This window comes from Bradyrhizobium sp. BLXBL-03 (genome assembly GCF_051853015.1).
Taxonomy (GTDB): Bacteria; Pseudomonadota; Alphaproteobacteria; order Rhizobiales; family Xanthobacteraceae; genus Bradyrhizobium; species Bradyrhizobium manausense.
The window spans coordinates 2,913,325-2,936,256 of the sequence record NZ_CP182470.1 but is presented as its reverse complement, the minus strand read 5'-3'; the positions used below and the strand labels follow the sequence as shown (position 1 = coordinate 2,936,256).

The window sequence follows — 22,932 nt, the reverse complement described above, 5'->3', positions numbered from 1 at the left end:
CCATCATGTCGACCATTACCGCGGCACCCACCGCCGAGCCCAAGCCGCTCTATACGTCCCTATTCGTCCAGGTCCTGGCCGCACTGGTCCTGGGCATCATCCTCGGCGTGGCCGCTCCGGACTTTGCCATCGGTCTGAAGATCCTCAGCGACGCCTTCCTGAAGCTGATCTCGATGATCGTGGCGCCGATCGTATTCTGCGTGGTTGTGCATGGCATTGCCGGCGCCGGTGACCTCAAGAAGGTCGGCCGGGTCGGCGTCAAGGCGCTGCTGTATTTCGAGGTCATGACGACGGTCGCGCTCGTGGTCGGCCTGTTGCTCGCCTACATCTTCGGTCCCGGCCACGGCATGAACATCGATCCCTCGACGCTCGATGCCAAGGCGCTCAACACCTACGCCGACAACGCCCACAAGCTGGCGGGCGGCGGCATCGGTGCATTCCTGATGAACGTGATCCCGACCACCTCGTTCGACGCGCTGTCGCGCAACGACGTGCTCCAGGTGCTGTTCTTCGCCGTGCTGTTCGGTGTCGGCCTGGCGCTCGTCGGCGGAGAGAAGGGTGCGCTCGTCACTTCGGTGATCGACGCTGCCTCCACGGTGCTGTTCCGCGTCATGGGACTGATCGTTCGCGTTGCCCCGCTCGGTGTGCTCGGCGCGGTCGCCTACACCGTCGGCAAATATGGCGTCGGCTCGCTGAAGCAGCTGGTTTCGCTGGTGATGCTGTTCTACATCTCGGTCGGCATCTTCGTGCTCGGCGTGCTCGGCAGCGTGATGGCGCTCGCCGGCATCAATATCCTCAAGTTCCTGTCCTACCTGCGCGAGGAATTGACCATCGTGCTCGCGACCGCCTCTTCCGATGCGGTGCTGCCGCAGATCATGAAGAAGCTGGAGCGCATGGGCGTGAAGGATTCCGTGGTCGGCCTCGTCATCCCGACCGGCTATTCCTTCAACCTCGACGCCTTCTCGATCTATCTCACGCTCGCCGTCGTCTTTATCGCGCAGGCCACCAACACACCGCTGTCCTTCGGCGATCTCCTGCTGGTGCTGGGCGTCTCCCTGATCACGTCGAAGGGCGCGCACGGCGTCCCGGGCTCGGCGATCGTGATCCTTGCCGCGACGCTGAACGCGGTGCCGAGCATTCCGGCGATCGGTCTCGTGCTGGTGCTGTCGGTCGACTGGTTCATCGGCATGGCCCGCGCAGTCGGCAACCTCATCGGCAATTGCGTCGCGACCGTGGTCGTCGCCGCCTGGGAAGGCGACCTCGACCGCGCCAAGGCGGCCATGGTTCTCGAGGGTGGCGAGTTGGTGGACGTGACAGCGGGATAGTGCGGCGGTTCAGTCGTTCCACTGGAGGAGCGGCGTTCCGTACGCCCTCCTCCACACCGACAGGAAGCGCGGGAACCAGGAGTGCGCCACCGCGCCCTTATAGGCCCAGGTGCGATACTTCAGCCCCTGCTCCGAGATCAGCTCCTGATACCCGCCGTGCACCTCGGTCGCGGTGCGGATGTCTTTCAAGATCCCCTGCGCGCAGGCGCGATAGGTATTGCTCCCCGAGAACTCGTCAAAGTCCAGCATGCGATCGGCGAACTCGACGTTGAACGTCGGCCACGACGAGCGACCCTGATAGGCCGGTGCCGCAATCTTGTGGATCATCTTGTTCCGCGGATTATCCGCCGACACCAGGAAGTGAAACGTGCTGGGGATGCGGAAGCGAGGCTCGGCGAGGATCAGATTCGTCGTTGCCGCGAACAGCGCACGCTCGCTCGGATCGGTCATATCCCAGAAGCCGCGATGCACGCTGACGAAATCCAGCGCGACCATGGAGGCCGGCGCGCCCGCCGGGCCATCCAGCGAATGCCTGATGTAGCCGTCCTTGCCGAACAGGCGGAGCAGCCCTTTCTTGTACTCTGCAAGGTCGCGCCCGAGCAGCCGCTTCAGCTCATTTTCATCGACGATGCCGAGTTGCACGCCCCACACGAACGTCGTGTAGACGCAGGCATTGGTAACAAAGCGCCGGCGCTCGGCGCGGGTGTCGGTTGCCGCCGAACGAGGGCCGCTGGCGTCGCAGAGCAGATATCTGGCGCCGTCAGCATCGAACGGCTCGAGCTCGCGCGCGAGTTTCAGGATCCCACGCTTAAGATCGCCGCCATATTCGACCAGCAGCAGGCGACCGGCATGCGCGCATTGCGACATCGCCAGATAGGACGACGCCCGCCTCTCGGCCGAGAGCATCTGCTGCAGACCAGCCATAATGCCGAGCAACGTATCCGAGGGACGCGAGAAGTAGTTCACGCCGAGATATCGGCCGCGCCCCGCCGGAACGATTGTCGTCGTGACGACGTCGGCGCGAACTGCCTGCAGCAACAAGCGCACGCTCTTCTCGAGCAGGCGGGCCCGACGCACCGCATCCTGCGCGTCCATGATGGTCTCGGGGTCGAGGACGTCAGGATAGAACCAGGCAAAGTCGCGCGGATAATAGGCGGAGGCGTGCGGAGCACCTGTGACGAGGAAAGCCTCGGTCACCGAAAAAGCGCTGTCCATCGAGTGCCGATAGAGGTCCTCGATCGCCGACAGTGAATGCTGCGACTTTCTCATGAAGCGGTCGCCGAGAAAATTCACCGCCTGAAGCGCGTTGGCGACCAAGGTCGCAGCCGCGCCCTGGTAAAACCGGTTCTCTTGCCGGCTTGAAAAGGAAATGTCGCTGTTCATTTGTCTAAGTCGGCTGACGCCTGGTGAAGTTGCGCCATTTTACACTTCTCTGATTCGTGTCTCTACCCGGTGACTTCCGGGCCTACGCCGAGCGCGGCTTGAAATGCTCGATCACCCGCAGCAAGACCCGCGCGCCCGCATCGGCGTCAGCCAGCTCGACATGCTCGTCGGGATGATGGCTGATGCCGCCGCGGCAGCGAACGAAGATCATGCCGACATCGGCGATGTCGATCATTGCCATGCCGTCATGCCCCGCTCCGCTCGGCAGCTCGAAGGTGGAAAGACCTTCGGCTGCGATCGCCTGCGCGATCTGATCCTTCAGCCAGGGCGCGCAAGGGACAGTGCGGTTCTCATGGGTGACATCGAGCTGAAGCGCCAGTTGCCGGCGCTTGGCGATCGCCTCGATCTGGCGGACCACGTCGACGACCGCGCGCTTGCGATGCATGTCGGTCGGCGCGCGCATGTCGATGGTGAAGGATACCTCACCCGGAATGACATTGGTCGCGCCGGGCCTCGCCTGGATGTAGCCGACAGTGCCGACCAGCCCGTCCTCGTCGGTGCGGCAGAACTGCTCGATGGCGCCGATGCATTCGGCCGCGCCCGTAAGTGCGTCACGGCGCAGCGCCATGGGCACGGTGCCGGCGTGACCGGCCATGCCAGTCAACCGTGCCGCCAGCCGTGTCGCGCCCGCAATCGCGCTGACGACGCCGACAGGGAGATTCCGGGCTTCCAGCACCGGCCCCTGCTCGATGTGCAATTCCAGGTAGGCCAGCAGCTCGCGCCGGGCGCGCGCCGCCGCGCCGATATGGTCAGGGTCGAGGCCAAATGTGATGAGCGCATCGCGCATCGACACGCCGTCCCGGTCGCGCGTGTTCAAAACGCTCTCGTCGAACGTGCCGGCCATTGCACGACTGCCGAGCAGGGTGGAGGCGAAGCGCACGCCTTCCTCGTCGGCAAAGCCGACCACCTCGATCGCGAACGGCAGACGCTTGCCCCGGCGGTTGAGGTCGGCGACACAGACAATTGCCGTGATCACACCGAGCGGCCCGTCCCATTTGCCGGCATCGCGCACCGTGTCGTAATGCGAGCCGAGCATCAGGCAGGGCGCCCCCGGCTGTTCGCCGTCATAGCGGCCGCAAACATTGCCGATCGCGTCGAGATGCGCGCTCATGCCGGCCTCGCGCATCCAGCCGAGAATGACGTCCGAGGCCGCGCGCAGCTCCTTCGTGAGAAAGATGCGGGTGAGCTTGTCGCCGTCTTCCGAGATCGCCGCGAGCTCGTTGACCCGACGCACGATCTCTTCGCCGAGCGACGCATTCTGAACGGCGTTACCAGCACCCATCTCGGTCAAGCTTTCCATCCTGGAGACCGCGAGGGGCGGTCGCAGGTCAATCGATACAAGTTCGGTGCCAGCGAATTCAGACCAGCGCCGTCGCGAGTCAGCCGTGTGGTTAGCATGAATGTGGACGATCAGCCGGCCGCCTGCAGTCCTCCATCCGCGCGACGGACGGTCTAAGATTGCTTAACTCCATTGCATACAATCAGAAAATACTGCCCATAATTTAATCCCACACCATCCTGATCAAAATTTGCACATTTGATATATATCATATTCTGCAAGTAGTTACGTCGACATGCATACCCCTTAACCTCTGGCACGAAGCTTGCGACACCCCATCCCGGGCTCCGCCAGACCGGCGCAGCCGCGAGATTGAGGCGGTCAATCCGCCAAGGGGAGCAAGCAATGGATTTTGGCAGGATTTCACGACGTCATTTGTTGCAGGGCGGTGCCGCCCTCACCCTCGGCGCAGCGGCCGGCGCCCGCCCGGCCTTTGCGGCCGAGACCACGATCGGCTTCATCTATGTCGGCTCGCGCGACGACTACGGCTACAACCAGGCCCACGCGCAGGGCGCAGCGGCGCTGAAGAAGATTCCGGGCCTCAAGGTCGTCGAGGAAGAGAAAGTGCCCGAGACCGACGCGGTCGAGAAGACGATGGAGTCCATGATCAACCTCGATGGCGCCACCCTGCTCTTCCCGACCTCGTTCGGTTACTACAATCCGCACATGATCAAGATGGCCACCAAGTACCCGAAGCTGCGCTTCGAGCACTGCGGCGGCCTCTGGACCGACAAGGACCCGAAGAACGCCGGCAGCTATTTCGGCTATATCGACGAAGCCCAGTACATCTCGGGCATCGTCGCCGGCCTGACGTCGAAGAGCGGCAAGCTCGGCTTCGTCGCGGCCAAGCCGATCCCGCAGGTGCTGCGCAACATCAATGCCTTTACGCTCGGTGCGAAGTCCGTCAATCCGAAGGCCACCACGCAAGTGATCTTCACCGGGGACTGGTCGATGCCAGTCAAGGAGGCAGAAGCCACCAACAGCCTGATCGACCAGGGTGTGGACGTGCTGACCTGTCACGTCGACGGCCCCAAAACCATGGTCGAGAACGCCGCGCGACGCGGCGCTTTCGTCTGCGGCTATCACACCAACCAGTCGGCGCTGGCGCCCAAGGCCTATCTCACCGGCGCGGAGTGGAACTGGGAAGCGCTCTATCCGAAGTTCGTCAAGATGATCGCCGCCGGCGAGGGCATCCCGAACTTCTACCGCGGCGGCCTGAAGGAAGAGATCGTCAAGACCTCGCCCTATGGTGAAGCCGTCTCGGCCGAGGCGCGCAAGGCGGCAGACGAGGCCAAGGCCAAATTCCTGTCCGCGGAAGGCTTTGCCATCTTCAAGGGCGGGCTCGTCGACAACAAGGGCAAGACCGTCATTCCGGCCGGCACCGATCGCGGCCAGAAGGACCCTGAGCTTGAGAAGATGGACTATCTCGTCGAAGGCGTGATCGGAGCGACTTCGTGACATCAGAAACAGCGGATTCTGCCGAGGCGGTCGGGACAATTACCCCGACCGCCGACGCCGGCTTTCTGCAACGCCACGGCGGCACGATCGAGTATGTCCTGATCCCCGGCGCGGCGCTGGCCGGCGCGCTCGTGGTCTTCGGCATCTTCGTCATGATGTCCGGCAAGAATCCGCTGGATCTTTATTTCTATATGTATCAGGGCGCCTTCGGCACCTGGTTCTCCTGGCAGAATACGCTGACGCGCGCTGCGCCCCTCATTCTCACCGCGCTTTGCACCGCGCTGCCGGCGCAGCTTGGGATGGTCATCATCGGCGGCGAGGGCGCGCTGTTAATCGGCGCGCTGTCGGCGACCAGCGCAGCACTGCTGCTTCAGGGCATGCCGCCGCTCGTCGTGCAGATCGCAATGGTGATCGCCGGCGTGATCGGCGGCGGCTTGTGGATCATGCTCGCCGGCGCCTTGAGGCAATATCGCGGCGTCAACGAGACGATCTCGAGCTTGCTGCTCGTCTACATCGCGCTCGCGATCCTCAATCATCTGGTCGAAGGCATGATGCGGGATCCCGCAAGCCTCAACAAGCCGTCGACCCGCGAGATCGGCGCTGCCAACATGATCGGCTCCATCCCGGGCACCGACGTGCATTGGGGTCTCATCTTCGGACTGATCGCCGCGGTAGCGGCCTATATCCTGATCTATCACACCGTGTTCGGCTTTGCCGCGCGCGTTGCCGGCGGCAACATCCGCGCCGCGAAAATCGTCGGCCTTGGCGTCAGCAAGCTGATCCTGACTATCTGCTTCCTCGCCGGCGGCGCCGCGGGTCTTGCCGGCATGGTCGAGGTGGCCGCCGTGCAGGGCCGCACCAACGCCAATCTCGCCGCCGGTTACGGCTTCACCGGCATCCTGGTCGCCTTCCTGGCGCGGCAGAACCCGCTCGCCATTATTCCCGTCGCGATCCTGCTCGGCGGCATCAGCGCCAGCGGCGGCCTGTTGCAGCGCCGTCTCGGATTGCCCGACGCGTCCGTGCTGGTGCTTCAGGGCATCATCTTCGTCTTCGTGCTGGCCAGTGATGCGCTTTACGGCCGCATTTCATTCCTGAAGGGCAAGTCCTGATGGCTGATGGATCGATCGGACTCTGGACCGTCCCACTCGCCGTGCTCGGCGGCGCAATTCGCGTCTCGACGCCCTTCCTGTTCGTGAGCTTGGGGGAATGCATCACCGAGCGTTCGGGCCGCATCAATCTCGGCCTCGAAGGCACGCTGGTGATGGGCGCGATGAGCGCCTACGGCATCTCTTACCTGACGGGATCGCCCTGGCTCGGCGTGCTCGCCGCTGGCATCACCGGCGCCTTGCTTGGCGCGCTGCATGCCGGCATCTGCTCATTGCCGCGCGTCAACGACGTCGCGGTCGGCATCGCCTTGATGCTGTTCGGCACCGGTCTTGCCTTCTATCTCGGCAAGCCGCTGATCGAGCCCACCGCGCCGCGCCTGCCTGCGATCGATTTCGGCTGGTGGAGCGACATCCCCCAAGTCCGCGCCGCGCTGCGCATCAACGTGCTGTTCCTGATCGGCGTGGTGCTGGCGCCGATCCTCTATTGGGCCTTCCGCATCACGCGCTGGGGCCTGCTCATCCGCACCGCCGGCGAAAGCTCGGACGCCGCGCGCGCGATGGGCCATTCCGTGCTGCTGATCCGTCTGCGCGCCACCATGGTCGGGGGCTTCCTCGCCGGCATCGGCGGCTCCTTTCTGTCATTGTTCTATCCCGGGAGCTGGAACGAGGGCCTCTCCTCAGGCCAGGGCATCACCGCGGTCGCACTGGTGATATTCGCGCGCTGGGATCCCCTGCTCTGCCTCTGGGCCTCGCTCGCCTTCGGCGGCGCGGCGGCGCTCGGGCCGGCGCTGCAATCGGTCGGCGTCACCTCTGGCTATCACCTCTTCAACGCAGCGCCCTACATTCTGACGCTGGCGATCATGATCATCACCTGCTCGCCGAAACGCACGCTGACCGGAGCCCCGGCTGAATTGTCGATCACCCGCTAGAGAGCGAAATCATGCCCGAGCGCACCATCAAGTCCGAGCCCTACGCCTGGCCCTACAACGGGGATCTCCGCCCACAAAACACTGCGCTCATCATCATCGACATGCAGACCGATTTCTGCGGCGTCGGAGGCTATGTCGACAAGATGGGCTACGATCTGTCGCTGACGCGGGCGCCGATCGAGCCGATCAAGAAGCTGCTCAGCGTCATGCGCAAGCAGGGCTTCCACATCATCCATACCCGCGAAGGCCACCGCCCCGACCTCTCCGACCTTCCCGCCAACAAGCGCTGGCGTTCGCGCCAGATCGGCGCCGGCATCGGCGATCCCGGCCCGTGCGGCCGCATCCTGGTGCGCGGCGAGCCCGGCTGGGACATCATTGAGGAGCTGGCGCCACTGCCTGGCGAGCCCATCATCGACAAGCCAGGCAAAGGCTCGTTCTGCGCCACCGATCTGGAGCTGATCCTGCGCGTGCGCGGCATTGAAAATATCGTGCTGACCGGAATCACCACCGACGTCTGCGTCCACACCACCATGCGCGAGGCCAACGACCGCGGCTTCGAATGCGTGCTGCTGCACGATTGCTGCGGCGCGACCGACAAGAGCAACCACGACCACGCGCTGAAGATGATCAAGATGCAGGGCGGCGTATTCGGTGCGGTCTCGACCTCGGACGCCTTCATCGGAGCGATTTCGTGATCATTGGCGAGCCGCCTCCGCCGTCAGGCGCCTTCGGCGTCGATGCCCTCGCCATGACCATGCGCTTCGGCGACTTCCTGGCCCTGGACAATGTCGAGCTGAAGGTACGGCCGGGCTCATTCCACGCGCTGCTGGGCGAGAACGGCGCCGGCAAGTCCACGCTCGTCAAATGCATTATGGGCTACTATCACGCGACGGAGGGCGACATCCTCGTCGGCGGCCGCGAGCAGGCGATTGCCAATCCGAAGGATGCTCACGCGCTCGGCCTCGGCATGGTCTACCAGCACTTCACGCTGGTGCCGGCGATGACGGTTGCCGAAAACCTCGTGCTGGCCCGCGATGACGTGCCGGCCGTGGTGAACTGGCCGAAGGAGATGAAGGAGCTCGAGGCGTTCCTGGCGCGCATGCCCTTCAAGGTGCCTCTCGCCGCAAAGGTCTCCGACATCTCGGCCGGCGAACGGCAGAAATGCGAGATCCTCAAGCAGCTGTATCTGAAGCGCCGTTTCCTGATCCTGGACGAGCCGACCTCGGTGCTGACGCCGGCGGAAGCCGACGAGGTGCTCGGCATGCTCCGCGACATGGTCGTCAAGGGCGAGCTGACGATCCTGATGATCACGCACAAGTTCCGAGAGGTCATGGCCTTCGCCGACGAGGTCACGATCCTGCGCCGCGGTAAACTCGCCGGCGCCGGCAAAGTATCCGAACTGACGCCGGATGCAATGGCCCGCACCATGATCGGCGCCGAGGAGCTGACCGTTCAGCCGCCACGCACCGGCGAAGCCGGCAAGGCGCGCCTGGAGCTGGAAAAGCTTCGCGCGTTCGACGATGCCGGCGCCATGGCCGTGCAGGACGTCTCCCTCACTGTGCGCGCCGGCGAGATCGTCGGCATCGCCGGCGTCTCCGGCAACGGCCAGCGCCAGCTCGTCGAAGTTCTGGCCGGCCAGCGCGAGGCGGAGGGCGGCGAAATCCGCGTCGCCGGCGATCCCTATCACGCCAGCCGCGAGGAGATGCGGCGCCACAAAATGTCGCTCCTGCCCGAGGAGCCGCTCAAGAACGCCTGTGTCGGCGGCATGAGCGTTGCCGACAACATCGCCTTCCGCGAGTTCGACCGTGCACCTTTTGCCAGCGGCGGCTGGTGGCTCAACCGCGGCGCTTTCCGCGACGATGCCAAGAAGAAGATCCGCAAGTACAAGATCAAGACGCGCACGCCGGAGACGCCGATCTCGGCGCTCTCAGGCGGCAATGTGCAGCGCGCCGTGCTCGCCCGCGAGCTTGCGAGCGATGTCGAGGTGCTGATTGCGGCCAATCCCTGCTTCGGCCTCGACTTCGCGGCCGTGGCGCAGATCCACGCCGAGATCATGGCCGCACGTAACCGTGGCGCGGCGGTATTGCTGGTGAGCGAAGACCTCGACGAATTGCTCGAACTCTCGGACCGGCTGGTGGTAATGTTCCACGGCGAATTCGTGTATGAAGCACGGACGAGCGAGGCCGATCTCACCGAGGTCGGCCGGCACATGGCGGGGCACTGACTGCGGAGGCGCGATGGACGGCACAAGCGAACGCGACGAGCAGTTCCTGCGCCTGTCCTTCGCGGTGGCGAGCCGGTCCCTCACCCATGGCAACCATCCCTTCGGCTGCATCGTCGTCGGCGCCGATGGCAAGGTGCTGATCGAGACCGAGAACGGCTACATGCCTGACCATGACGGCACTGCGCATGCCGAGCGCCTCGCAGCCACGCAAGCCTGCCGCACGCTCCCTCGCGAGGTGCTGGCAGCCGCGACGCTGTATTCCTCAGCCGAACCCTGCGCGATGTGTTCGGGGGCGATCTACTGGGCCGGCATCGGCCGCGTGGTCTACGGCCTTAGCGAACGCCGCTTGCGCGGCATCACTGGCAACCACCCGGAGAACCCGACGCTCGACCTGCCTTGCCGCGACGTCTTTGCGAGCGGCCAGCGACCGACCGAGGTGATTGGCCCGCTCCTGGAAGACGAGGCCGCAGCACTGCACAACGGCATTTGGACGAAGTAGGCGCAACAACATTCGATTTCGTAGGGTGGGCAAAGGCGCGTTCGCGCCGTGCCCACCATCTCTCTCGGTCGCAAAAATGCGTGGGCACGCTTCGCTTTGCCCACCCTACGGCAGTTGTGCCTCCGCGTCTCAAAGGCAGAATGGCGCCGCACATTCCTGCGCGACGCCATCCTAACCCTGAAACCTCGGCCGATCAGAACTTCACAGTGACACCGCCGTAGACCGTGGACTCGGTGCAGCTGTGGGTGCTCTGGCCGGTCGCGGCGACCGTGCAAACGCCGGGCATGGCGTTGTGGTCGAGGCCGAACTTGTTCTGCCAGTAGCGATAGGCGACCCAGAGGTCGACGAAGTGCGAGTACTTGTCACCGAAGGCCGCCTTCGACGCGTCGAAGGTCAGACGGATCGGTTCGCTGTTCAGCTCGGACTTCGAAGCGGTCGAGAACCGGCCGATGCCTGAGAGCGCGGGCAGACCGTTCGAGTCGCCCTTCGGGCCATACCAGCCGGCGCGGCCGCTGATCGACCAGAACTGCATGTTCGGCGGCAGGAAGCCGAGGTCCATATAGTAGTTGATTTCGACCGCCCAGGTCGCACGGTAGCTGACGTTGCCGTCCGAGTTGCAGGTCACGCCCGCGACACCAGGGCCGAACAGGCCGCACTGCGTGAAGGCGTTATGGTTCGAGAACTCCCAATACACCAATGGCGCGACGTCGACGTATCCCTTGTAGGGAAGGTCGAAGGCGAACTGCAGACCACCGACAACGTCGCGCTTTGCGGGCGCCAGGAAGTTGTTTTCGGTGTTCGCGTCCATGCCGACTTCGAACGAGATGTTGTGCAGCGGGCCCATGGTGAAGGCCTTGGTGTTGAACAACTCGTTCCAGCCGAAGGTCGAACGGAACAGGCCATAGATCTCGGTGGCGCCGGCGCAGTTGCTGGCGGTGCCGTTGATGCTCACGCCCGGCGCGACACACGGCGATGCCGGATCGTTATGACCCGACTTGAACATCGAGATCGTGAAGAAGTTGGTGCCGTAGGCCCAGAGGTCGAAGTGCGTGAACGAGTAGACTTGTTTGGCGGTGGTGCCGTTGATGCTGCCATCCGGCCGAGTGCTCCACATGCCGGGGTCGGTACCCTTCGGCATCCAGGAGAACGACACGCGGTCATCGATCACCAGGAAAAACGGAAGGTCAGGCGCCTTCTTGGCCGCCTTGACCGGCAGATCTGCCGCGTGAGCCCAGCCACCGATGGCCAGCGTAGCAAGTGACAGCGCCGATGCTGCAACTGCCTTGAAGCGAAACGACATCCTGAATACCCCCAAGTTTGGACACGTAAAATGAACGTCCCTTGGGGGACACTTGCGCCGAACTCCCGAGGTGAGAAGCCTCAACTTTTTTCAAGGCATGCCGCATGTTTCGGCAGCAAACGACGATTCACCGCGGAAAATCTGAGGGTTCTCGCGTGACCTTGCCGCGCGGAATCGACAACGCAATGCCGAACATTCCCGATTGATTTCGTTTGCGTTTCACCTCGACCGCGCAATGCAAATGCTGGTGCTCGCAACGGCCGTCACGACGATCCCGCATTGCATACGCGTGCTGGCGCGATTTTGATCAACGTCACATCGAGCCTGCCCAGCGGGTTCCGATTTGGTTTAAACCGTCACAAATTTGCAACAGGCCTTCTGCAGGGCCGCGACGCAACGGCCCCGGGCTCTCACCTATGGCCCCGCGAATCGCGCGACTCGCGACACCGTCCCGCTGCCGAAGCGTTAAGCAAGGGATGACGCTTTTTCACACCTTACGCGGCGGTTCAAACTAGCCCACTATTGAGGCACTGCATCCCATGCAAGCGCATCAACGCATGTTAGATCCGACGCCTAACAGCCTGCATTCCGGCGAGTCCCCGTTGCTCAAGACGGTCGGGCTGACCAAGCGCTATGGCGAGTTCCTCGCCAACGATTCCATCGACATCGACGTCTGGCCTAGGGAAATCCACGCCCTGCTTGGCGAGAACGGCGCCGGCAAATCGACGCTGGTGAAGGCGATCTACGGGCTGATCCAGCCCTCTGCCGGCGAAATCCGCTGGCAGGGCGAACCAATCGTGCTGTCCGGCCCCTCTGAGGCGCGCAGCCGCGGCATCGGCATGGTGTTCCAGCACTTTTCGCTGTTCGACAACCTCACCGTCGCTGAGAACGTCGCCCTTGGCCTCGACGGCAAGGAATCGTTCAAGGACATGTCGGCGCGGCTCGAGCAGGTATCCAGAACCTACGGACTGCCGCTCGATCCCAGACGGGAGGTCTGGCAATTGTCCGTCGGCGAGCGCCAGCGCATCGAGATCGTTCGCGCGCTGATGCAGGATCCAAAATTCCTGATTCTGGATGAGCCGACCGCCGTGCTGACGCCGCAGGAGGCGGACCAGCTCTTTGTCGTGCTGGAACGGCTCAAGGCCGAGGGCCGCGCCATCCTCTATATCAGCCACAAGCTCGAGGAGGTGAAGCGGCTCTGCGACACCGCCACGATCCTGCGCGGCGGCAAGAAGATCCAGACCTGCAATCCCAGGCAGGAGACCGCCGCCTCGCTCGCGCGCATGATGGTTGGCGGCGAGATCAAGGAAGTGAAGGCCGCCGCCGGGCGGCGGACGACGATCCCACGGCTCGTCGTCAACGATCTCTCGCTCGCGCCCGACGAGGCGCACGGGGTCCGGCTCGAACACATCTCGTTCGAATTGAAGGGCGGCGAAATCCTCGGCATCGCCGGCGTCGCCGGCAACGGCCAGGACGAATTGTTTGCCGCCCTGTCCGGCGAGCGATTGTCGAAAGATCCGGGGACGATCGTGATCGAAGGCATCGCTGCCGGCCACCTTTCGATCACCAAGCGTCGCAAGCTTGGCGCCGCCTTCGTGCCCGAAGAGAGGCTCGGCCACGGCACTGCGCCGCGCATGAAACTGTCGGAGAACGCGCTGCTGACGGGCCATGCCGCCAGCGGAATGGTCCATCACGGCTTCATCGACACCGCGGCCACGCTGAAGACGGTGGACAAGGCGACCGAGACGTTTGACGTCCGCAAGGCAAAGCGCGACCCGGAAGCCGCATCCCTCTCCGGCGGTAATCTGCAGAAATTCATTGTCGGCCGGGAGATCCTGCGCAACCCTGCAGTGCTGGTGGTGAGCCAGCCGACCTGGGGCGTCGACGCTGGAGCTGCCGCCGTCATCCGCCAGGCGTTGCTTGACCTGGCGACCGCAGGCGCCGCGGTGCTGGTGACCAGCCAGGATCTCGACGAGCTCGCCGAAATCGCCGACCGTATCGCCGTGATGTTCCACGGCCGCTTGTCTGCTCCGCTGGCAGCAAGCGAGGCGACGCGCGAGAAGCTCGGCCTGTTGATGGGCGGCAGCACCCTGGAGCCGAAGGAGGCCGCGCATGCAGTTGGTGCTTGAGAAGCGCGCCGAGCGCTCCAACACGATCGCGCTGGTCTCGCCGCTGATCGCGATCGGCCTGACGATCGTGACCATGACCATCCTGTTCGCGATTCTTGGCAAGAATCCGGTCCTCGCCCTGCACGCTTATTTCATCGCGCCTCTGACCGACGGCTATTCGCTTCAGGAGATCGCCGTGAAGGCGACGCCGCTGGTGATGATCGCGATCGGGCTGTCGCTCTGCTACCTCGCCAATGCCTGGAACATCGGCGCTGAGGGGCAATTCCTGATCGGCGCGGTTGCTGGAAGCTGGATTGCGGTCAAGACGCAAGGCACCGACGCCGGCGCCTGGGTGCTGCCGGCCATGCTCGTGCTGGCCGCTGCCGCTGGCGCGCTCTATGCGCTGATCCCGGCAATCTGCAAGGTGAAGTTCGGTGCTAGTGAAATCCTGACCAGCCTGATGCTGGTCTATGTCGCCGACCTCCTGATGGACTATCTCGTCCGCGGGCCCTGGCGCGACCCGAAGGGTTTCAATTTCCCGACCACGGCGGAGTTCGATCCCGTCGCGACGGTGCCGCTGCTGATCGAAGGCGGCCGGCTGCATTTCGGCTCGATCATTGCACTGCTGGTCGTGGCAGCCGCAGCAATCCTGCTTGGACGCACCATCAAGGGATTCGAGATCCGCGTGGTCGGTGCTGCGCCGCGCGCGGCGCGGTTCGGCGGCTTCAACGCCAACCAGCTGATCATCCTGACCTTCGCGGTGTCCGGCGCGCTGGCCGGCCTTGCCGGCATCATCGAAGTCGCAGGTCCCGTCGGACACCTCCAACCCGGCATCTCGCCGGGCTATGGTTTCACCGCGATTATCGTCGCGTTCCTCGGCCGGCTGAACCCGATTGGAATATTAATTGCAGGCCTGTTTCTCGCGCTCACCTTTATCGGCGGCGAGCAGGCGCAGATCGCAATGAAGATCCCGTTGGACGTCACCAAGGTGTTCCAGGGCATCCTGCTCTTCTACGTGCTCGCCTGCGATTCTCTCATTCTCTACCGCTTCAAGCTGGTCTTCCCGAACCGACAGGTGACCCGTGGAGCTGGTTGAAGCCATCATCCTGTCGGTGCTCGCCGCCTCGACACCGCTCCTGATCGCAGCAACCGGCGAGCTCGTCACCGAGCGGTCCGGCGTGCTTAATCTCGGCGTCGAGGGCATGATGATTGTCGGCGCGGCCTGCGGCTTTGGCGGCGCCTGGTTGACCGGATCGATTCTGATCGGCGCGCTGTTCGGCATCATCGCGGGAGTGCTGATGTCACTGATCTTCGCGCTGATGGCACTCGGGCTCGCTGTCAACCAGGTCGCAACAGGGTTGGCGTTGACCATCCTCGGCATCGGCCTCTCCGGCCTCATCGGTGCAGGCTTCGTCGGCGAACGGCTCACGCCGGCCGCACATTTATACATTCCTGGCCTCACCGACATTCCTTTGGTCGGCCGCGTCCTGTTCGGCGAGGACGCCTTCGTCTATTTCTCGATCGCGCTCATCGTCGGCGTCTGGTGGTTCCTGTATCGCACACGCGCGGGATTGATCCTGCGCGCCTGCGGCGACAATCATATCTCGGCACACGCGCTTGGCTATCCCGTGCTGCGAATCCGCACCCTCGCCGTGATGTTCGGCGGCGCCTGCGCAGGTCTTGCCGGCGCCTATCTGCCGCTTGCCTATACGCCGTTCTTCATTCCCGGCATGACTGCGGGCCGCGGCTGGATCGCACTCGCGCTGGTCGTGTTCGCATCCTGGCGGCCGGGTCGGCTCGTGGTCGGCGCTTACCTGTTCGGTGCAGTGACGATCCTGCAACTGCATGCGCAAGGCTGGGGCGTCGGCATTCCTTCGCAATTCATGTCTGCACTGCCGTATCTGGCGACGGTCATCGTGCTGGTCCTGCTCTCCCGCGCGCGAACCGGCGGCTCGACCGCGCCGGCCGCGCTCGGCATCGTGTTCGTGCCTGACCGCTAGCGTTTTGGTTTCCGCAGTGTGCGCGATGGGGCGCGCACGCTGCGGATCGTGGCTATCCCCTGATGTTTGGAGATTGATGATGAGGAAATCACTTCTTGCGCTGGCTGCCGGCCTTCTGCTTGCCGGGAGCGTCAGTGCAGCTTCCGCCGCCGATAAGCTGAAAGTCGGCTTCATTTACCTCGGCCCGATCGGCGATCTCGGCTGGACCTACCAGCACGATCAAGCGCGCCTGGCGCTCGAGAAGGAGCTTGGCGACAAGATCGAGACCACTTATCTCGAAAATGTCCCTGAAGGTCCCGACGCCGAACGCGCCATCGAGCAGCTCGTCCGCGCCGGCAACAAGCTGATCTTCACGACATCGTTCGGCTACATGGATCCGACGCTGAAGGTCGCCAAGAAATATCCGAACGTGCATTTCGAGCACGCGACCGGCTATAAGCGCGACAAAAATATGTCGACCTATTCTTCCAGGTGGTATCAGGGCCGTTACATTCAAGGGCTGATCGCGGCCAAGATGTCGAAGTCGGGCGTGCTCGGTTATATCGGTTCGTTCCCGATCCCCGAGGTCGTCTCCGGCATCAACGCGACGATGATCGCGGCGCAGAGCATCAACCCCAACATCAAGGTCAAGATCATCTGGGCCAACACCTGGTTCGACCCGGGCAAGGAAGCCGACGCCGCCAAGGCGCTGATCGACCAGGGCGCCGACGTGATCATGCAGCACACGGACTCGCCCGCCGCGATGCAGATCGCCAGCGAACGTGGCAAGCTCGCCTTCGGCCAGGATTCCGAGATGATCAAGTTCGGTCCCAAGACCCAGCTGACCTCGATCCTCGACACCTGGGCCCCCTACTACATCGCCCGCGTCAAGGCCGAGCTCGACGGCACCTGGAAGTCGGAAGACACCTGGGGCGGTCTCGACAGCCACATGTTCGCGATGGCGCCGTATACCAATATGCCCGACGACGTGAAAAAGATCGCCGAGGATGCCCAGGCGGCGATCACCGCCGGCAAACTGCACCCGTTCAAATGCCCGGTCATTGGGCAGGACGGCAAGGAGATCGACTGCAAGGGCGGCGCCAATCTCGATGACGGCCAGATCCTCGGCATGAATTTCTACGTCAAGGGCATCGACGACAAGCTGCCGGGCAAGTAGCACGCTTCTTGCATCGCCTAAATCACCTGCTCCTCCCGGAGGAGGTTCGGAGGGGGTGGCCAGAAGCACCCGGCACTTGTGGCCGCCCCCTCTTTCTATCCTAGCCCGCCTGCATCGCCCGCGCCGCGGCGCTGTGCCGGCGGATCAGGTCCGGAACGTCCAGTCCCGGGATCGCGCCGTCGATCACGGCCCAGTTCCCCGCCACCATCACCCTGTCAGCCCGATGCGCGCCGCACAGCACCGGCGCGGCCAGGGCATCGCCGTGGCCGGAGAAACGCAGCTCGTCGAGCTTGAACAGCGCAAGGTCGGCGGCCTTGCCGACGGCGATCTCGCCGAGTTCCGGGCGGCCGACGCAGGCTGCCGAGCCTTGGGTGGCCCAGCGCAGCGCATCCTTGTGGCTGACCTTGGTCACGCCATAGCGCGCCCGCTGCAGCAGGAACGCCGCGCGCACCTCCTGCATCAGGTTCGACCCATCATTGGAGGCCGAACCGTCGACGCCAATGCCGATCCCGACCCCGGCCTCCTCCATCTCGCACACCGGACAGCAGCCGGAGGCCAGCAGCTGGTTGCTGCACGCGCAATGGCTGATGGTCGTCTTGGCCTTGCCGAGCCGCTTCATCTCGTCGGCGTTGAAAAAGATGCCGTGCGCGAGCCAGGTGCGCGCATTGAGCCAGCCGCATTGCTCGAGATAGTCGAGCGGGCGGCAGCCATACATCTGCTGGCAGAATTTGTTCTCGTCCTCGGTCTCGGCGAGATGGGTGTGCAGGCGCACGTCGAGCTTGTCGGCGAGATCGGCGGTGGCGCGCATCAAGGACGTCGTCACCGAAAACGGCGAGCACGGCGCAAGCGCAATCTGCACCATCGCATCCGCGCCGCGCTGGTGATGCTTGGCCACCACGCGAGCACTGTCGGCCAGGATGGTGTCCTCGTCCTGCACGACGCTGTCAGGCGGTAGGCCGCCGTCGCGTTGCGACAGGTTCATCGAGCCACGCGTCAGCAGCACACGGACGCCGAGCCGCCTTGCGACGCCGACCTCGATATCGACGGACTCCTCGAGCCCTTTCGGGAAGACATAGTGATGATCCGTCGTCGTCGTGCAGCCCGAGAGCAGCAGTTCCGACATCGCCACGGTGACGCCGAGCTCGAGCGCCTCGGGCGTCATCTTCGCCCACACCGGATAGAGCGCCTGCAGCCAGGGAAACAGCTCGCGATCCATTGCCGCCGGCAGCGCCCGCGTCAGCGTCTGATAAAAATGATGATGGGTGTTGATGAGGCCTGGCAGCACGACATGCTCGCTCGCATCGAACACCGTGACACCGGCAGTCGCCGGTGTTCCGCCTGAAGGCACGAGTTCGACGATACGACCATCCTTAACGACGACCCCGCGGCCAGCGCCGTCAGCGAGAATGGCCTGGGGATCCCTGATCCAGATCGGCTTTGCGTCGCTCATGTCTCCATTTCTCCTCGCCCTCGTTAACGAATCGCCTGCAAGGCAAAGGCCATTCCGAGTGCGTTATTGCTGCGACTGGTTGTTGCTACTTGGCGCTGGTCTTGCAAGAATTTACCTCGACACAAATCATCCGGCGCAGGCGTTCTCGCAAGTCATGGACTTGAATACCATCACAGCGGTTTCCCGTCCGCAAACGCGCTCCGAACTGCCCGTTTGGACGCCAGGTGATGCTTGGCTCGCGGGCGGTACCTGGCTGTTCTCCGAGCCGCAGATCCACCTCACGCGGCTGATCGATCTCGCCGATCTGAAATGGCCGGCACTGACGATCACCGACAGCCATCTCAGCATCGCAGCCACCTGCACCATCTCGCAACTCGACGCGTTCACCTGTCCGCCTGACTGGCTCGCGGCCCCACTGATCAGCCAATGCTGTCGCGCCTTCCTCGCCTCGTTCAAGATCTGGAAAACGGCGACGGTCGGCGGCAATCTCTGTATGTCGCTGCCGGCGGGACCGATGATCTCGCTCACATCCGCACTCGACGGCGTTTGCACCATCTGGAAGGCCGGCGGCGGCGAGCAGAGGATTCCCGTCGCCGACTTCGTCACCGGCAACCAGCGCAATCGCCTGTCGCCGGGCGACCTGTTGCGGCAGATCGACATTCCGCTTCCTGCCCTGAAGCGTCGCTCCGCGTTACGCCAGATCTCGCTCGCACCGGTCGGCCGCTCCGCGGCCCTGCTGATCGGAAGCCTCGATGGCAATGGCGCGTTGAAGCTGACGGTAACAGCATCGACCGTGCGCCCGTTCCAGATATCGTTTCCCGGGCCGACCGATGCGAGCACGCTTCGCACCGCGATCTCCGAGGAGATTCCCGACGATCTCTATCACACCGACATTCATGGCAAGCCGCTTTGGCGCAAGCACATGACGCTGCGGCTCGCCGAGGAGATTCGTGCCGAACTGCTGGGTGCAACGCCGTCATGAGCTTCGAGATCAACGGCACGACATTTCCGCAAATGCCGCGCGCCGGCCAATGCCTGCGCACGTTTTTGCGCGAGCTTGGCCAGTTCGGAGTGAAAAAAGGCTGCGACGCCGGCGATTGCGGGGCCTGCACCGTGCTGCTCGACGGCGAGCCGGTGCACAGCTGCCTGATCCCCGCGTTCCGCGCGGAGGGACGCGCCATCACCACGATCGAAGGGCTCGGCGGCGAGGACGGAACGCATCCGATGCAGCAGGCTTTTCTCGACGCGCAAGCGTTCCAGTGCGGCTTCTGCACCGCCGGCATGATCTTGACCTGCGCCTCGTTGAACCAGGCGCAACGTACCGACCTTGGCGCAGCGCTGAAGGGCAATATCTGTCGCTGCACGGGCTATCGCGCGATCGAGGACGCGATCCACGGCAAATGCAATGTCGAGGCGCACGTCGAGGCCGGCGGCGCCTTCGGCCACAGCCTGCCGGCGCCTGCAGGGCCGGACGTCGTCCGCGGCAAGGCGCGCTACACGTTCGACACCGAGATCGAGAGCCTGCTGCACATCAAGCTGCTGCGCTCGCCGCATGCCCATGCCCGGATCGTGTCGATCGACAAGTCGGCGGCGATTGCCGTTCCGGGCGTGCACGCCATCCTGACGCATGAGGATGCGCCAATGGTGCTGACATCGACGGCACGGCATGAGAAGGATTGGATGGATCCCGAGGATACCCTCATCCTCGACGACGTCGTCCGCTTCATCGGCCAGAGGGTCGCGGCGGTGGTGGCCGAGAGTGAAGGCGTGGCCGAGGAGGCCTGCCGGCGACTGAACGTCACGTACGAGATTCTGCCCGCGCTGATCGATCCGGAGCAGGCGATGATGCCGGGCGCGCCGCTCGTTCACCCTGATAGGACCAGCGCCAACCGCGTTGCCGACGCGCAACGCAACCTGGTCGCCGAGATTCATGGCGAGTTCGGCGATGTCGCCTCCGCACTCGCCACCTCCGCCGTGACGTACGAGGCCACGTTCCACAGCCATCGCGTGCAGCATGCGGCGCTGGAGACCCATGGCGGCCTCGCCTGGCTCGACGAAGCAGGCGTGCTCAACGTCCGCAGTTCGACGCAGGTGCCGTTCCTGACCCGGCGCGCGCTGTCGGACATCTTTAGGCTTCCGATGGACAAGGTCCGCGTGTTCTGCGAGCGGGTCGGCGGCGGCTTTGGCGGCAAGCAGGAGATGTTCGTCGAGGATATCCTGGCGCTGGCCGCGCTGAAGACGGGACGCGCCGTCAAGCTCGAGCTCACCCGCGAGGAACAGTTCATCGCGACCTCGACACGGCATCCGATGCGGGTCCACATCAAGGCCGGCGCAGATGCTCATGGCAAGCTCACCGCGCTCCAGCTCGACGTGCTCTCCAATACCGGCGCTTACGGCAATCACGGCCCCTCCGTGATGTTCCATGCGGTGAACGAGTCGATCGCCGTCTATAACTGCCCGAACAAGCGCGTCGATGGCTTCGTCGTCTACACCAATACGGTGCCCGCCGGCGCATTTCGCGGCTATGGCCTGCCGCAGTCGGTGATCGCGGTGGAAGCCGCGATCGACGAACTGGCCAGGCAACTCGGCATCAGCCCTTACGACATGCGCCGCCGCAATATCCTCAGGCCCGGCGATCCCATGCTGTCGCCGCCTGAGTCCGAATATCATGACGTATTCTACGGCTCCTACGGGCTCGACCAATGCATCGACCTCGTCGAACGCGCCATGCTGGCGCATCAGCCGCAGCCCGAGCTGTCGCCGGACTGGCTGACCGGCGACGGCATCGCTCTGACCATGATCGACACCGCACCACCCGCCGGGCACATCGCCGATGCCATGATCGCGCTCAACGAGGATGGCGGCTTCGATCTCACCGTCGGTACCGCCGAGTTCGGCAACGGCACCAGCACGGTGCACCGGCAGATCGCCGCGACTGTCCTGGCGACCACCGTCGACCGGATCCGCCTGCGCCAATCCGATACCGCCCATGGCGGCCACGACACCGGCGCCTATGGCAGCACCGGCACCTTCGTTGCCGGCAAGGCGACGCAGGCCGCCGCGGCGCAGCTTGCCGCCGAACTGAAGGCGGCCGCCGCTGGCGCATGGCTTTGCGATGTCGCGAGCTGCACGCTCGAGGACGAATTCGTCGTCAGCGGCGTGCGCCGGATGTCCTTTGCCGAGATCGCGAAGCTCGCGCGCGAGGCGGGTCGTCCGCTCGCAGCGCGAGGCAATTCCGAGGGAACGCCACGCTCGGTCGGGTTCAACGTCCAGGGCTTTCGCGTCGCCGTGAACAAGGGCACCGGCGAGATCAGGATTCTCCGGAGCGTGCAGGCCGCCGATGCCGGAATCGTCGCCAACCCGATGCAATGCCGCGGCCAGGTCGAGGGCGGCGTCGCGCAAGCCCTCGGTGCTGCGCTCTACGAGGAGATGGTGATCGACGCGGAGGGGCGCGTCACCAATCCCAAATTCCGTGACTACCATCTGCCGTCCTTCGCGGACGTGCCGCGCACGGAGGTGTTGTTCGCCGAGACATCCGATACGATCGGGCCGCTGGGCGCGAAGTCGATGAGCGAGAGCCCGTACAATCCGGTCGCCGCCGCCCTCGGCAACGCCATCGCCGATGCCACCGGCATCCGCTTCACCGCGCCGCCGTTCAAGCCGGACCGGCTGTTTCCAGCCCTGCACGACAAGTTCGGCGACTAGCTGCCGCGATAGGTCGAATAGCTCCACGGCGTGACCAGCAGCGGCACGTGGTAGTGCGCCTCCGGCTCGCTGATCGCAAAGCGTAGCGGGATCTCGTCGAGGAACGGCGGATCTGACAGCGGCACGTTGCGCTCGGCGTAATACTTTCCGACGTTGAAGCGGAGCTCGTAGCGGCCGATCGGCAGCGGGCGACCGCCGATCAGCGGCTGGTCAGTGCGGCCGTCGGCGTTGGTGACGGTGCGCGCGATGATACGGTTCTCGCCGAGCGCAGCGAGCTCGACCAGCTCCACGGGAATCCCCGGCGCTGGCTTGCCGGCGTGATTGTCCAGCACATGAGTCGAGAGCCGGCCGTGCACCTTCAGTCTGTCGTCGGCGATGACCAGCTGATCGAGCCGCAGCGCCGAGATGCGGCCGATCTCCTCAATCGCGCGACGCGTCTCGGTCTTGGCGATATTGCGCAGCCGCGTCTCGAAGTCGCGCAGCACCGAATCCTTGGTGTGACGTCGCACGCAGACGATATAGGGGAAGCCAAACTTTTCGCGGTAAGCGTTGTTGACGCGCTCGAACGCCGAATATTCGGCCTCCGACAGCCGATCGAGGCCGGCGCTGTTCTGCTCATCGGTCGATTCCGCCGTCAGGCCCGCCGCGCGCTGGGTCTTGTTGGCCAAGTCAGGATGCGCGCGGATCAACGCCAGCTGCACGTCGGGTTCGGCCGCCTGGATTGCCGCGATCAGCGCGGCGTGCAACTGATTGATGCCGGCGAACGGCCGCTGCGCCGCGATTTGCTCGGCAATCCACGGCGAATATTCGACGACATTGGCGAGCGCGGCGACGAACTCGGCCTTGCTTGCGGTGTTGAGATCGGCGAGCGGGATTTGCGCCATCACATC

The 22,932-nt window shown here is 64.2% G+C and carries 18 protein-coding genes; 13 read left to right on the top strand and 5 right to left on the bottom strand.

Annotation, left to right across the window (positions count from 1 at the left end; all coding sequences use genetic code 11):
- Positions 1-5 precede the first annotated feature (5 nt).
- Positions 6-1,325 carry a dicarboxylate/amino acid:cation symporter gene (locus tag ACNJX9_RS13955; protein WP_439409257.1) on the top strand — a complete coding sequence of 440 codons (1,320 nt, stop codon included), beginning with the start codon at positions 6-8 and terminating at the stop codon, positions 1,323-1,325.
- A 9-nt stretch (positions 1,326-1,334) separates the two neighbouring features.
- On the opposite strand, the gene ACNJX9_RS13950 is transcribed toward ACNJX9_RS13955, so the two are convergent.
- Together ACNJX9_RS13950 and ACNJX9_RS13945 are read right to left on the bottom strand one after the other, a co-directional pair.
- The gene (locus ACNJX9_RS13950) at positions 1,335-2,708 is read right to left on the bottom strand and encodes a hypothetical protein (RefSeq protein WP_439409256.1); all 1,374 of its coding nucleotides are present in this window, start codon (positions 2,706-2,708) and stop codon (positions 1,335-1,337) included.
- Positions 2,709-2,790: 82 nt separating this feature from the next.
- The gene (locus ACNJX9_RS13945; RefSeq protein WP_439410054.1) at positions 2,791-4,050 is read right to left on the bottom strand and encodes an allantoate amidohydrolase; all 1,260 of its coding nucleotides are present in this window, start codon (positions 4,048-4,050) and stop codon (positions 2,791-2,793) included.
- A gap of 402 nt (positions 4,051-4,452) precedes the next feature.
- On the opposite strand from ACNJX9_RS13945, the gene ACNJX9_RS13940 reads away from it, so the two are divergent.
- Genes ACNJX9_RS13940 through ACNJX9_RS13915 form a run of 6 tightly spaced genes read left to right on the top strand, consistent with a single transcriptional unit; the run spans position 4,453 to position 10,323 of the window.
- A complete protein-coding gene (locus ACNJX9_RS13940; protein ID WP_439409255.1) occupies positions 4,453-5,565 on the top strand; it encodes a BMP family ABC transporter substrate-binding protein in 1,113 nt (370 codons plus the stop codon).
- Positions 5,562-6,674, top strand: coding sequence for an ABC transporter permease (locus ACNJX9_RS13935; protein WP_439409254.1), 1,113 nt, complete (start codon positions 5,562-5,564; stop codon positions 6,672-6,674). The genes ACNJX9_RS13940 and ACNJX9_RS13935 overlap by 4 nt, the downstream gene beginning before the upstream one ends.
- Entirely contained in the window at positions 6,674-7,600 is a 927-nt protein-coding gene (locus tag ACNJX9_RS13930; protein ID WP_057749742.1) for an ABC transporter permease, read from the top strand. The genes ACNJX9_RS13935 and ACNJX9_RS13930 overlap by 1 nt, the downstream gene beginning before the upstream one ends.
- Before the next feature lie 11 nt (positions 7,601-7,611).
- Positions 7,612-8,295 (top strand): biuret amidohydrolase, encoded by a 684-nt coding sequence (gene biuH, locus ACNJX9_RS13925; RefSeq protein ID WP_271617486.1) that lies wholly within the window; start codon positions 7,612-7,614, stop codon positions 8,293-8,295.
- Positions 8,292-9,824, top strand: coding sequence for an ABC transporter ATP-binding protein (locus tag ACNJX9_RS13920; RefSeq protein WP_439409253.1), 1,533 nt, complete (start codon positions 8,292-8,294; stop codon positions 9,822-9,824). Before biuH ends, ACNJX9_RS13920 begins: the two co-directional genes overlap by 4 nt.
- 13 nt (positions 9,825-9,837) lie before the next feature.
- A complete protein-coding gene (locus ACNJX9_RS13915; protein WP_271617488.1) occupies positions 9,838-10,323 on the top strand; it encodes a nucleoside deaminase in 486 nt (161 codons plus the stop codon).
- A 193-nt stretch (positions 10,324-10,516) separates the two neighbouring features.
- Here the strand turns inward: ACNJX9_RS13915 and ACNJX9_RS13910 are convergent, their stop codons facing one another.
- Complete coding sequence (locus ACNJX9_RS13910) at positions 10,517-11,623, bottom strand: hypothetical protein (RefSeq protein ID WP_439409252.1); 1,107 nt, start codon at positions 11,621-11,623, stop codon at positions 10,517-10,519.
- A 557-nt stretch (positions 11,624-12,180) separates the two neighbouring features.
- Here ACNJX9_RS13910 and ACNJX9_RS13905 point away from each other — a divergent pair.
- The 4 genes from ACNJX9_RS13905 to ACNJX9_RS13890 all read left to right on the top strand — a co-directional run bounded on the left by ACNJX9_RS13905 (position 12,181) and on the right by ACNJX9_RS13890 (position 16,887).
- Positions 12,181-13,752 (top strand): ABC transporter ATP-binding protein, encoded by a 1,572-nt coding sequence (locus ACNJX9_RS13905; RefSeq protein ID WP_439409251.1) that lies wholly within the window; start codon positions 12,181-12,183, stop codon positions 13,750-13,752.
- Positions 13,736-14,827 (top strand): ABC transporter permease, encoded by a 1,092-nt coding sequence (locus ACNJX9_RS13900; protein WP_439409250.1) that lies wholly within the window; start codon positions 13,736-13,738, stop codon positions 14,825-14,827. The genes ACNJX9_RS13905 and ACNJX9_RS13900 overlap by 17 nt, the downstream gene beginning before the upstream one ends.
- Entirely contained in the window at positions 14,814-15,731 is a 918-nt protein-coding gene (locus ACNJX9_RS13895; protein WP_220001027.1) for an ABC transporter permease, read from the top strand. Before ACNJX9_RS13900 ends, ACNJX9_RS13895 begins: the two co-directional genes overlap by 14 nt.
- A 79-nt stretch (positions 15,732-15,810) precedes the next feature.
- Complete coding sequence (locus ACNJX9_RS13890; RefSeq protein ID WP_439409249.1) at positions 15,811-16,887, top strand: BMP family ABC transporter substrate-binding protein; 1,077 nt, start codon at positions 15,811-15,813, stop codon at positions 16,885-16,887.
- A 100-nt stretch (positions 16,888-16,987) separates the two neighbouring features.
- Here ACNJX9_RS13890 and ACNJX9_RS13885 read toward each other — a convergent pair whose 3' ends face one another.
- Complete coding sequence (locus tag ACNJX9_RS13885) at positions 16,988-18,337, bottom strand: 8-oxoguanine deaminase (protein WP_439409248.1); 1,350 nt, start codon at positions 18,335-18,337, stop codon at positions 16,988-16,990.
- 154 nt (positions 18,338-18,491) lie between these two features.
- On the opposite strand from ACNJX9_RS13885, the gene ACNJX9_RS13880 reads away from it, so the two are divergent.
- Positions 18,492-19,319, top strand: coding sequence for an FAD binding domain-containing protein (locus ACNJX9_RS13880; protein ID WP_439409247.1), 828 nt, complete (start codon positions 18,492-18,494; stop codon positions 19,317-19,319).
- The gene (locus ACNJX9_RS13875; protein ID WP_439409246.1) at positions 19,316-22,042 is read left to right on the top strand and encodes a molybdopterin-dependent oxidoreductase; all 2,727 of its coding nucleotides are present in this window, start codon (positions 19,316-19,318) and stop codon (positions 22,040-22,042) included. The genes ACNJX9_RS13880 and ACNJX9_RS13875 overlap by 4 nt, the downstream gene beginning before the upstream one ends.
- Here ACNJX9_RS13875 and uraD read toward each other — a convergent pair.
- Positions 22,039-22,926 carry a 2-oxo-4-hydroxy-4-carboxy-5-ureidoimidazoline decarboxylase gene (gene uraD, locus ACNJX9_RS13870; protein ID WP_439409245.1) on the bottom strand — a complete coding sequence of 296 codons (888 nt, stop codon included), beginning with the start codon at positions 22,924-22,926 and terminating at the stop codon, positions 22,039-22,041. The two genes, ACNJX9_RS13875 and uraD, sit on opposite strands and share 4 nt — an antisense overlap.
- Positions 22,927-22,932: the final 6 nt, after the last annotated feature.

Excerpts from the sequence above, each read along its gene's own strand:
- ACNJX9_RS13955 (WP_439409257.1), top strand. The coding sequence starts at position 6 with ATGTCGACCATTACCGCGGCACCCACCGCCGAGCCCAAGCCGCTCTAT.
- ACNJX9_RS13950 (WP_439409256.1), bottom strand. The coding sequence starts at position 2,708 with ATGAACAGCGACATTTCCTTTTCAAGCCGGCAAGAGAACCGGTTTTAC.
- ACNJX9_RS13945 (WP_439410054.1), bottom strand. The coding sequence starts at position 4,050 with ATGGGTGCTGGTAACGCCGTTCAGAATGCGTCGCTCGGCGAAGAGATC.
- ACNJX9_RS13940 (WP_439409255.1), top strand. The coding sequence starts at position 4,453 with ATGGATTTTGGCAGGATTTCACGACGTCATTTGTTGCAGGGCGGTGCC.
- ACNJX9_RS13930 (WP_057749742.1), top strand. The coding sequence starts at position 6,674 with ATGGCTGATGGATCGATCGGACTCTGGACCGTCCCACTCGCCGTGCTC.
- biuH (WP_271617486.1), top strand. The coding sequence starts at position 7,612 with ATGCCCGAGCGCACCATCAAGTCCGAGCCCTACGCCTGGCCCTACAAC.
- ACNJX9_RS13915 (WP_271617488.1), top strand. The coding sequence starts at position 9,838 with ATGGACGGCACAAGCGAACGCGACGAGCAGTTCCTGCGCCTGTCCTTC.
- ACNJX9_RS13910 (WP_439409252.1), bottom strand. The coding sequence starts at position 11,623 with ATGTCGTTTCGCTTCAAGGCAGTTGCAGCATCGGCGCTGTCACTTGCT.
- ACNJX9_RS13905 (WP_439409251.1), top strand. The coding sequence starts at position 12,181 with ATGTTAGATCCGACGCCTAACAGCCTGCATTCCGGCGAGTCCCCGTTG.
- ACNJX9_RS13900 (WP_439409250.1), top strand. The coding sequence starts at position 13,736 with ATGCAGTTGGTGCTTGAGAAGCGCGCCGAGCGCTCCAACACGATCGCG.
- ACNJX9_RS13890 (WP_439409249.1), top strand. The coding sequence starts at position 15,811 with ATGAGGAAATCACTTCTTGCGCTGGCTGCCGGCCTTCTGCTTGCCGGG.
- ACNJX9_RS13885 (WP_439409248.1), bottom strand. The coding sequence starts at position 18,337 with ATGAGCGACGCAAAGCCGATCTGGATCAGGGATCCCCAGGCCATTCTC.
- ACNJX9_RS13880 (WP_439409247.1), top strand. The coding sequence starts at position 18,492 with ATGGACTTGAATACCATCACAGCGGTTTCCCGTCCGCAAACGCGCTCC.
- ACNJX9_RS13875 (WP_439409246.1), top strand. The coding sequence starts at position 19,316 with ATGAGCTTCGAGATCAACGGCACGACATTTCCGCAAATGCCGCGCGCC.
- uraD (WP_439409245.1), bottom strand. The coding sequence starts at position 22,926 with ATGGCGCAAATCCCGCTCGCCGATCTCAACACCGCAAGCAAGGCCGAG.